Origin of the sequence: Magnetospirillum sp. SS-4 (genome assembly GCF_902729425.1) — a bacterium.
GTDB lineage: Bacteria > Pseudomonadota > Alphaproteobacteria > Rhodospirillales > Magnetospirillaceae > Phaeospirillum.
Map to the genome: position 1 here is coordinate 1 of NZ_CACVCH010000087.1, position 8,927 is coordinate 8,927.

General features: G+C 63.0%; 12 protein-coding genes. 10 read left to right on the forward strand and 2 right to left on the reverse strand.

The genetic code is table 11. The annotated features are described in order from the left end of the window. Window positions 1-170: 170 nt before the first annotated feature. Window positions 171-920, reverse strand: a complete 750-nt coding sequence (locus MTBSS4_RS15930; RefSeq protein WP_173984393.1) for an MBL fold metallo-hydrolase — start codon at window positions 918-920, stop codon at window positions 171-173. 39 nt (window positions 921-959) lie between these two features. Then, window positions 960-1,868 carry a GGDEF domain-containing protein gene (locus tag MTBSS4_RS15935; protein WP_173984394.1) on the reverse strand — a complete coding sequence of 303 codons (909 nt, stop codon included), beginning with the start codon at window positions 1,866-1,868 and terminating at the stop codon, window positions 960-962. A gap of 77 nt (window positions 1,869-1,945) precedes the next feature. On the opposite strand from MTBSS4_RS15935, the gene MTBSS4_RS22800 reads away from it, so the two are divergent. From MTBSS4_RS22800 to MTBSS4_RS15985, 10 genes are all read left to right on the forward strand, one after another. Continuing rightward, window positions 1,946-2,293 carry a putative zinc-binding metallopeptidase gene (locus MTBSS4_RS22800; RefSeq protein WP_173984404.1) on the forward strand — a complete coding sequence of 116 codons (348 nt, stop codon included), beginning with the start codon at window positions 1,946-1,948 and terminating at the stop codon, window positions 2,291-2,293. Window positions 2,294-2,391: 98 nt separating this feature from the next. After that, window positions 2,392-2,913 carry an iron transporter gene (locus MTBSS4_RS15945; RefSeq protein WP_173984395.1) on the forward strand — a complete coding sequence of 174 codons (522 nt, stop codon included), beginning with the start codon at window positions 2,392-2,394 and terminating at the stop codon, window positions 2,911-2,913. Window positions 2,914-2,970: 57 nt separating this feature from the next. After that, window positions 2,971-3,387: a hypothetical protein gene (locus tag MTBSS4_RS15950; protein ID WP_173984396.1), complete on the forward strand. Its 417-nt coding sequence runs from the start codon at window positions 2,971-2,973 to the stop codon at window positions 3,385-3,387. Next, window positions 3,384-4,562, forward strand: a complete 1,179-nt coding sequence (locus MTBSS4_RS15955) for an FTR1 family protein (RefSeq protein WP_173984397.1) — start codon at window positions 3,384-3,386, stop codon at window positions 4,560-4,562. The genes MTBSS4_RS15950 and MTBSS4_RS15955 overlap by 4 nt, the downstream gene beginning before the upstream one ends. A gap of 11 nt (window positions 4,563-4,573) precedes the next feature. Continuing rightward, window positions 4,574-5,905, forward strand: coding sequence for a 4Fe-4S binding protein (locus tag MTBSS4_RS15960; RefSeq protein ID WP_254432604.1), 1,332 nt, complete (start codon window positions 4,574-4,576; stop codon window positions 5,903-5,905). Between the two features lie 194 nt (window positions 5,906-6,099). Beyond that, window positions 6,100-6,522 (forward strand): toprim domain-containing protein, encoded by a 423-nt coding sequence (locus tag MTBSS4_RS15965; protein WP_173984399.1) that lies wholly within the window; start codon window positions 6,100-6,102, stop codon window positions 6,520-6,522. Between the two features lie 25 nt (window positions 6,523-6,547). Continuing rightward, the gene (locus MTBSS4_RS15970) at window positions 6,548-6,907 is read left to right on the forward strand and encodes a hypothetical protein (protein ID WP_173984400.1); all 360 of its coding nucleotides are present in this window, start codon (window positions 6,548-6,550) and stop codon (window positions 6,905-6,907) included. A 23-nt stretch (window positions 6,908-6,930) separates the two neighbouring features. Then, window positions 6,931-7,191 (forward strand): hypothetical protein, encoded by a 261-nt coding sequence (locus MTBSS4_RS15975; RefSeq protein ID WP_173984401.1) that lies wholly within the window; start codon window positions 6,931-6,933, stop codon window positions 7,189-7,191. Window positions 7,192-7,227: 36 nt separating this feature from the next. After that, entirely contained in the window at window positions 7,228-7,434 is a 207-nt protein-coding gene (locus MTBSS4_RS15980; RefSeq protein ID WP_173984402.1) for a hypothetical protein, read from the forward strand. Window positions 7,435-7,541: 107 nt separating this feature from the next. Further along, window positions 7,542-8,765, forward strand: a complete 1,224-nt coding sequence (locus tag MTBSS4_RS15985; protein WP_173984403.1) for an IS701 family transposase — start codon at window positions 7,542-7,544, stop codon at window positions 8,763-8,765. Window positions 8,766-8,927 lie beyond the last annotated feature (162 nt).

Genomic DNA, 8,927 nt, shown 5'->3' on the forward strand with positions numbered 1-8,927 from the left:
ACATTTCCGAGCGTCGGTCCCGCAGTGTCGGCACCGAACGCACCTTCGACTTGATGCCGCCCCGTCTGCCAGCATTGCTGGCATGCTATTTTTCCTCGTCCGCATTGTGCTGGAGAATGGATTTAAGTTCAGAATTCTTGCAGGCATCAACCCGCTGGCTATACCAGGACTCAGCCTTGCAAACTGTCACCGATTTGATCGCAGTATTGCTCCAATTTTTCAGGAACATCAGGCGGGCATACGCCGCACTCCCGATTGCCGGGCACCGCATAGTCGATGAACTTGGGATAATCAAGATCAAGCTCGCCCATCAGCCGCACGAAATCTTCCAGGCTGCGGTCGCCCCCAAGGCGCGGGTTGCGGGCTTTTTCTTGCGCAATGGATGACACCCGACGCTGCTTGTAGTCGTGGGCCGGATACACCAGCGTGTCATCGGAGAGCATGAACAGCTTGCTGCGGATGCTGTGATAAAGTGCCTTGGCGTCGCCGTTCTGGAAGTCGGTTCGGCCACAGCCGTCGATAAGCAATGCATCCCCGGTCAGCACCCGGTCGCCTAAGCGGTAGGCATGATGTCCGTCCGTGTGGCCGGGGGTGAAAATCGGTTCGATTTGGATGCTGTCGACGACCAGTGGCTTGCCCTCTTCCAAAGGGTGATCGACGCAGGCCAGCCCGTCGATGGCCGGATGTGCGATGCGGCTTCCCGCTTCCTGTTTGAGCTTGCGTGCCGAGGTAATGTGGTCGGCGTGGATGTGCGTATCGACGGTGAAGGCCAGGTCCAGCCCCAAGCCGCGAATTTCCGCCAAATCGCGTTCCCAGGCCGGAAGCACAGGGTCGATCAGCACTGCCTTGCCGGATTGCTCGCAGCCGATCAGATAGGTGAAGGTGCTTGAGATGGGTTCGAACAACTGACGAAAGATCATGACGGTTTCACCATGCCTGGTGGTTTCGGGCAGGATGGCTCACTCGGTTTCCGCCAGGACATCGCTGGCCATCACACGGTTCCGGCCAGCCTCCTTGGCCTGGTAAAGGGCTTGGTCGGCTCGCTCAATCGCGGCTTCGGGCTGTTCCTCCATGCCCAGTTCGGCAACGCCCGCCGATACCGTCTGAAGAATTTCGTTGTCGCCTTCTTTCACGGGTGTCGCGCAGACCGCCTTGCGCAATCGCTCCAGAACAGTCATTGCCTTGTCCAGCGGTGTCTCGGGCAGGATGACCAGAAACTCCTCCCCGCCATAACGGTAAACCCTGTCGCGGGGGCGCAAACTGCCTTTAAATCTATCAGATATTTCTTCCAGAACAAAATCCCCAAAGGCATGCCCGAAATCATCATTCACATTCTTGAAATGGTCTGCATCCACCATCGCAATGCTTAGGGGCACTTCTGTACGTTTTGACTGAGCGTGCTCGCGCTCAATGTCGCGATCAAGAGCCGCACGATTCAACAGCCCCGTAAGTTCATCAACATCTGTCATCGACGCGGAAATACCGGCCATCAAACGATTAACGACGACATCCAGCTTTCGCATCGAGGACGTCAGACGAAGGAAGTGCGTCGGTTCCAGCCCCCCGGATTCGGATGCCTCAAGGGCGGCGGAAGCCTGTTCGATAAGCTTTGCCAAACGAGCCCTGAGATTATCCGCCAGCGGGTGCTGCATGATGTCTGCCGGAGCGTCCTTCTCCAGAGCTAGCAACATATCCAATCTGTGAACGATATCCGTCTTATCCGCCGCAAGGTCACCCGCATCAGGAAATTGCAGCCGAAAAAAGAGGTCCAGTCGGCCGATTGCATGCTGGGCAATGGCTTCGCGAAACCTAGCATTGAATGCATGAAGGACATCGCTGTCTTCGTCCATGGTGATGGGGTCGGTCATCGTTGTCCCTTTGTGGCATGAAGCTAATTCGGTAACGCGGGAAGGTCTGTGCGTGGTTGACCGCAGCTCCGCCAGGCATGATTCAACAATGCGCGGAACAAAGAACGGTGCCTCCCCATGTATCCTCGTCGGACGAATTCCGCAATAGCTTTCGGGCGTTGTTCGGCAACGAGACTGCGAACTACGCCGCGGCACTCAAACACCATTACGAGACCGGTCCGCCGAGCGGCAGGGAAAGCGCTCTCTCTCAATCCCTCCAAAAAACTGATGGCGATATGGGCGCACTTACCGTGCCCTTCCGGCAAATCGCCACCACTACACTCTGCACTCCGCGTACCCCCTTCAGTGTGGGCAGGCATCACCAACCGAGCAACCTGATAATCGCTCGCATTTTCAATTGCAACAACGAAGGTTTGAGGCAATAGTGCGGCTGGTGATCGGCGAGAAGCCATCCATAAATTATCACGCCAAACTCTGCGAGCGCATATCATTCGCGCTCGCAACAGACTGCAAGGGAATTGAGATGAAGAAGCTGTTTGCTGCGGCGGCGCTGGCCGCTCTTGTCACCGCTCCCGCCCTGGCCGGCGAACAGCCGATCGGCGAGCCGATCGAGAAGAACGGCATGGAGATCGCCGGCGTCTACCTACAGGCGGTGACCATGGAGCCGCACGCCGCCCACCATGCCGGCACCGATATCCACATCGAGGCCGACATCAAGGGGCTGAAGGGCAACAACAACGGTTTCGGCGAGGGCGAGTGGATTCCCTACCTCGACATCGGCTACACCCTGACCAAGCCGGGCTCGTCCTGGAAGAAGGAAGGCAAGCTGCTGCCGATGGTGGCCTCGGACGGCCCGCATTACGGCGATAACGTCAAGATGGACGGTGCCGGCAAGTACCATGTGGTCTACAAGATTTCGCCGGGCGCCCACGGCTTCCTGCGCCACACCGACAAGGAAACCGGCGTCGGCAAGTGGTGGGCCCCCTTCACGGTCGAGTGGGACTTCACCTATGTCGGCGGCGCCGGCAAGAAAGGCGGTTACTGATCGGACGGGGGCGCCGCTCGCGATGGCGCCCCCGTTGATTCCCGAAGGAACGAATTCATGATTGCACCTCGCTTCCTCGCCATCGCCGCGATAATCCTGCTGGCGTTGCCACTCGCTGCCGCCGCCGAGACCGGCCATTGGTCCCGGATGGCCGCCGCCATTTCCGACGAGATCGCCAAGGCCGAGGCGCTGGCCCTTGCCGGCAAGTCGGACGAGGCCAAGAAGACGGTGACCCAGGCCTATTTCGGTCTGTTCGAGAGCGAGAAGATGGAAGCGGCGTTGCGAAAGGAGATCGGCTCCAAGCACGCCTTCGGCCGCGAGAAACAGTTCGGCGACCTGAGAAAGCTGGTCGCCAAGGGACCGCCCGATGAAATCAGGCGGCTTTCAGCCGCTCTCCGCTCCGGCCTGGCCGAGGACGGCAAGGCGCTCGACGCGGCGGGGGTGTCGCCCGACGTGTTCGCGGTGAACCAATGACGCGGCGCCTGCTGCTGGCCCTTGGGCTGATCGTCGCCGCCCTGCCCGCCCTGGCGGCCGAGCCGGTGGACATGAAGGCGGTGAGCCACGAACTCGTCGTCAAGGGCGATGCCCTGGTCGCCGGCTACGATCCGGGCGATGGCGCCGCGGTGGGCGACGGCTTTTCCGACCTCTATTTCGACGTGTTCGAGGAATCAGGCATGGAGCAGGCCATCGGCATGGTGGCGCCCGCCACCAAGTCCGAGCTCGAATCGCTGTTCGGCGAGGTTATCGGCAAGGCCGGCAAGGGTCGGCCCAAGACCGAGGTCGAGACCGCCTGGCAGACGCTGAGGGGGCGGCTACAGGCAACCACGGCGGAACACGCCGAGGTTCGGACGGGGCCGCTTGCCACCTTCATGCAATCCTTCCTGATTCTGTTGCGGGAGGGGTTCGAGGCCATGTTGGTGGTCACCGCCCTGGTCGCGTATCTGCGCCGCGCCGGGCAGTCCGACAAGGTGAAGGTGGTGTGGCACGGAGTCGGTTGGGCTTTGGCCGCCAGCCTGGCCGCCGCCTGGCTGTTGACCCAGGTGCTCGACATCTCCGGCCAGGGCCAGGAGGTGATCGAGGGCGCGGTCATGCTGGTGGCGGCGGCGGTGCTGTTCTATGTCAGCTTCTGGCTGCTGTCCAAGCGCGAGGCGGCCCGCTGGCAACACTACGTCAAGTCCCAGGTGGACGCCGCCGCGAGGAGCGGCCGGCTGTGGACGCTCGGCCTCGCCGCCTTCCTGGCGGTGTTCCGCGAGGGCGCCGAGACGGTGCTGTTTTACCAGGCGCTGGCCCTGTCGTCGCCGGGACAGGCGCCGGCCTTGGCCGCCGGCATGGCGGCGGGGGCGCTGGCGCTGGCCGTCCTCTACGTCGCCATGCGGATGTTGTCGTTCCGCCTGCCCATCGGCCTGTTCTTCTCGGCCACGGCGGCGCTTTTGTTCCTTCTCGCCTTCACCTTCGCCGGCAAGGGCGTCCTCGAATTGCAGGAAGGCCGCATGATCCCGATCACGCCCATCGACTGGCTGCCGCGCGTCGAGTGGCTGGGCATTTTCCCCACTGTCGAGAGCGTCGGCGCCCAGCTGGCGTTGCTGGTCCCCATGGCGACGGCGGTGCTGTGGCTGTCCATGCGGCGGGGAGCCGCGCGCGCATCATGACTCTGGTTGGGATGACCCGTGCCGTCGAAGCCTTCTTCGTCCGCCACCGCGAGCGGCTGGTGTGGCTGCACGCGGCCATGGCGGTGGTGTTCATCGCGGTAATCGGCGTGCCGGTGTTCCTGCCGGACCCACCCGGCGACGCCACGCCGCTGACCCACTGGGTCACCTTCGCCAACTATGCCCTGTGGGGGCTGTGGTTCCCGCTGGTGTTCCTGTCCGTCATCTTCACCGGCCGCTCGTGGTGCGGCCTGCTGTGCCCCATGGGAGCGGCGGCGGAATGGGCCAACAAGCGAGGGCCGCAGCGGGCCATTCCCGGATGGCTCAAATGGGAAGGCACGCCCATCGTCAGCTTTCTGATCATTACCATCCTGGGACAGACGGTCGGCGTGCGCGACCATCCGGAAGCGGCGCTGGAGGTGTTCGGCGGCACCATGCTGGCCGCCATCGCGCTGGGCTTCCTCTATGGCCGGAAGAAGCGGGCGTGGTGCCGCCATGCCTGCCCCATCGGTCTGCTGCTCGGCGTCTTCTCCCGCATCGGCGCGGTGCAGTTCACCCCCAAGATGCCGCGTCCGGGCGGCGATGCCTGGACCGAGAAGGGCGTCTGCCCGACCATGATCGACCTGCCGCGTAAAGAGGAGAGCCGCCACTGCATCCAGTGCTTCCGCTGCGTCAATTCCGAGGCCAAGGGAGCGGTGGAGTTGCGGCTGCGCCGGCCGGGGACCGAGATCGAGCGTATCCGCCACCACCATCCCAATGCCGCCGAGGTGTGGTTCCTGTTCCTCGGCACCGGCGTGGCGCTGGGCGGCTTCTTGTGGCTGGTGCTGCCGCAGTATCAGGACCTGCGGCAAACGCTGGGAGCCTGGGCCATTGAGCGCGAATGGTTCTGGATCGGCGATCCCGGCCCCTGGTTGCTGATGAGCGTTCATCCCGAGCGGCGCGAAGTGTTCGTCTGGCTCGACTTCATCCTGATCGTCAGCGTCATGGCGGCGGTGATGGCGGTAATGGCGGCGGTGATGGCGGCGGCGACGGCGACGGCGGCATGGTTGGCCGGACCCGGATTCCGATCCCGCTTCGTCGAACTGGGCTACCAATATGCCCCGGTCGCCATGGTGTCGCTGGTCGTCGGCCTGGGTGGCATGCTGTTCCAGCCGCTGGGAGCCTTCGCCGGCACCGCCAAGGGGGCGCTGTTCGCGATCGGCATCCTCTGGAGCCTGTGGCTGGGCTGGCGCATCCTGGCCGCCCAGGGCGTCGCCCCCACCCGCCGGGTCCTGGCATCGCTGCCCGGACTGGCCGGCACGCTGGCAGTCGCGCTGGCCTGGTGGCCAGCGATCTTCGGACTGTGAGCGGATATCACAGCTCTTGTCGTGTCCTCATGCACGGCCACCGTTGTGCGTCAGCCGAACGGCGACCAGGTGCAGTATGACAATCGCAGGTGGCGGATCGGCACCGTAGTAGAGCGGAGATAGAGTGACAATGCCGCCACGATAGCCAAAGATACAACCGACAGGGGCGGCTTGTGGAAAGACATCCCGACTTAATGATCGGTGGTACGCTCGACGCCCTGCGGCCGGTCCAGGGCGCCATCGTCATCGCCGAAGGGTATGCCACCGCTGCCACCATCCACGAGACTACCGGCCGGCCGGTGATCGCCGCGTTCGATTCCGGCAACCTCAAGGCGGTGGCGGAAACGGTTAGGGCCAAGTTTCCCGAGCGGGAGATTCTGATCGCGGCGGATAACGACCATGCCAACAAGCACGGCAATATCGGCCTCTCCAAGGCCGAGGAAGCCGCCAAGGCGGTTGGCGGCCATGTCGTCGCGCCGGCATTCGACGCGGACGAGAAGGCTCGGGGACTGACCGACTTCAATGACCTGGCCAAATCCCGTGGCCCGCGTCAGGTGGCCCTGGCCATCGATGGCGCCCTCCGGCAGCACCGCGAGTTGAAGCGCGGCATCGCGTGATCACGGAAAGGGGGGCGCCATGGGAATGAATATTGAACCATGCCGAAACAGGGGCCTGTCACGCCGCCTGCTCTATCGTTCGCCGGCCCTGGTCAGGGTGCTCCAGATCGCCGGCATGGCCTATCGTATCGTTCCCGTCGGTGCTCCCCTGACCGTCCTGGTCGAGGACCGGGGCGAAAGGGGGCACGCCGATCTGGTTGTCGTCCACAACGGCGCGGTGCTCGTCATCGAGCGGTTTTCCGGCCGCGACGTGGCCAAATTCTTCCAGGCGGCGGTCGGCTGCTGCCTTACCCGCTGGCGCCAGCGGGGCCGGCCTCATACGTCGGTATCTCTCAAGATATTGGTGCCGCCTGCCGGCCTTTGCTACCATCGACCACAGCCATGATCCCGATGCACGACAGGAGAACGATGATGCCCAAGAGCTATTTGAGCGAGGACCGCAAGCGGGGGCTCAGCGGCAATGCCCTCTTTGCTGCTGAATCGGCGGCAGCCGACCGGGCGGATGACGAGGAGGCGGCATGGGCCTGGCTGCGCCTGGCCGAGGTGCCGGCTCATGCCCTGTTGGCGCTGAAACGGGTCGAGGGGGCCGACTACATCCGGAGCAAGGGATTGAAGACCGAAGCTGTAGAAAAAGCCTACGGCCGCGACTGGCTCAACAGAAAGATATAACCGCTGGACGAGAGTTCGGCCGGGGAGAACAGGATCATGGCGAACGTAAAAACCATTGGCCGGCTGAACCGGCTTTTCCTGCATGAGAAGATCGTAACCGAGGCTCGGGATAAGACACCCGAGGCGGCGGAGTTGAAGGAATTCCGCCGCGAAATGGCGGAATGGCTGCAACGGATAGGAAAGAGCGGCGACCTCGACTTGATCGTCGCGGCGGAACGACGTTTCGTGACGCAGGGCATTTGATGATCGAGGTCGAGGTGCTGTGGTTAGAGGCTGCCGAGATCGAAGCTCTGTTGGTCTGTTAGCATTACAGTTGCTATTTTGGCTGCCCTCTGAATCAATGGGAAACCATGATTCGGAGGTCATGGGCTATGGCAGGGGCATCAATAGAGACGACGATGGAGATTTGGGCGTCGTCGTTGCGGGATGTAAAGGCGCGGATGCGTCCGCTTTTTGGCCAGGAGCGGGTCGCAGCATCGGCGAACTCATTTCTTGATGGCCTGCTGGGCGAAGAGCGCCGTAAGACGGGCTGGATGCGAGCGGAGGCGGCTGGCGATCCGGGGCCATGGCGACAACAGGCCATACTGGGACGCGGGCGTTGGGACGCCGATGATTTGCGCGATATTGTCCGTACTTACGCCCTCGAAACGCTGGCCGACACCGACGCCGTCCTTGTGATCGACGAGACCGGCTTTCTCAAGCAAGGGAAGGCGTCGTGCGGAGTCGGGCGACAATATACCGGGTCGGCGGGCAAGATTACCAACTGCCAGATCGGCGTGTTCGCCTCCTATGTGTCGCGCCACGGCCATGCCTTTATCGACAGGGCGCTTTATCTGCCCAAGAGCTGGACGGACGATCCGACCCGTATGGCGGCTGCGGCTGTACCCGCTGAAACCGCCTTTGCGACCAAGCCGGCCCTGGCGCGCGCCATGATCGACCGAGCCATCGCTGCCGAAGTGCCCTTTGCCTGGGTGGCGGCCGACAGCGTCTACGGCGTCGGGGCGCTCGAAACCGCTCTGCGGCGTGCGGGCAAAGGCTATGTTCTGGGCGTAACGTCTCAACACGCCGTCGCCTCCTGGGGCAAGGAGCGGCTCGTTGCCGGAACCGCCGTCGGCGTGGTGCAAGACCTATCCCCGTCCGACTGGACACGCCTGTCGGCGGGCGAGGGCACCAAGGGCGCCCGCCTCCACGATTGGGCCTATCTCGAATTGGCTGATCTTGACGCCGCCGACTATGATGCTGCCCGCGCCGGGGTGTGGACACGCGGATTGCTGATCCGCCGCAACATCGCCGATGGCGATCTCGCCTTCTTCTCCACCTGGTGCCCGGCGGGCACCCCCGTCCAAACCCTGGTGCGCGTCGAAGGTCATCGCTGGGCCATCGAGGACAGCTTCGAGGCCGCCAAAAACGAACTCGGTCTCGACCATAACGAGACCAGATCATGGCACGGATGGCACCGCCATGTGTCCCTCGTCATGCTCGCCTTCGCGATGATGGCCAGCATCCGCTGCCGTGCCAATGCCGCCACTCCCCAAAAAACGCAGATGCGGATGCCCCGAAGCAACCGCCGCTGATCCGCTGGTCCATTCAGGAAATCCGCCGCATTGCCATCAGACTGGAGCGGGCAAGGGTCATGCCGGCCCACATCATCGCATGGTCCCTATGGAGACGAGCGCATCAAGCGGTTGCTCGACGATGCCACATTAACACAAAATCGCAACTGTAATGCTAACAGT

What these genes read in the sequence shown, in the direction of transcription:
- MTBSS4_RS15930 (WP_173984393.1), bottom strand. Translation starts at nt 920, where the DNA reads ATGATCTTTCGTCAGTTGTTCGAACCCATCTCAAGCACCTTCACCTAT.
- MTBSS4_RS15935 (WP_173984394.1), bottom strand. Translation starts at nt 1,868, where the DNA reads ATGACCGACCCCATCACCATGGACGAAGACAGCGATGTCCTTCATGCA.
- MTBSS4_RS22800 (WP_173984404.1), top strand. Translation starts at nt 1,946, where the DNA reads ATGATTCAACAATGCGCGGAACAAAGAACGGTGCCTCCCCATGTATCC.
- MTBSS4_RS15945 (WP_173984395.1), top strand. Translation starts at nt 2,392, where the DNA reads ATGAAGAAGCTGTTTGCTGCGGCGGCGCTGGCCGCTCTTGTCACCGCT.
- MTBSS4_RS15950 (WP_173984396.1), top strand. Translation starts at nt 2,971, where the DNA reads ATGATTGCACCTCGCTTCCTCGCCATCGCCGCGATAATCCTGCTGGCG.
- MTBSS4_RS15955 (WP_173984397.1), top strand. Translation starts at nt 3,384, where the DNA reads ATGACGCGGCGCCTGCTGCTGGCCCTTGGGCTGATCGTCGCCGCCCTG.
- MTBSS4_RS15960 (WP_254432604.1), top strand. Translation starts at nt 4,574, where the DNA reads ATGACCCGTGCCGTCGAAGCCTTCTTCGTCCGCCACCGCGAGCGGCTG.
- MTBSS4_RS15965 (WP_173984399.1), top strand. Translation starts at nt 6,100, where the DNA reads ATGATCGGTGGTACGCTCGACGCCCTGCGGCCGGTCCAGGGCGCCATC.
- MTBSS4_RS15970 (WP_173984400.1), top strand. Translation starts at nt 6,548, where the DNA reads ATGAATATTGAACCATGCCGAAACAGGGGCCTGTCACGCCGCCTGCTC.
- MTBSS4_RS15975 (WP_173984401.1), top strand. Translation starts at nt 6,931, where the DNA reads ATGATGCCCAAGAGCTATTTGAGCGAGGACCGCAAGCGGGGGCTCAGC.
- MTBSS4_RS15980 (WP_173984402.1), top strand. Translation starts at nt 7,228, where the DNA reads ATGGCGAACGTAAAAACCATTGGCCGGCTGAACCGGCTTTTCCTGCAT.
- MTBSS4_RS15985 (WP_173984403.1), top strand. Translation starts at nt 7,542, where the DNA reads ATGATTCGGAGGTCATGGGCTATGGCAGGGGCATCAATAGAGACGACG.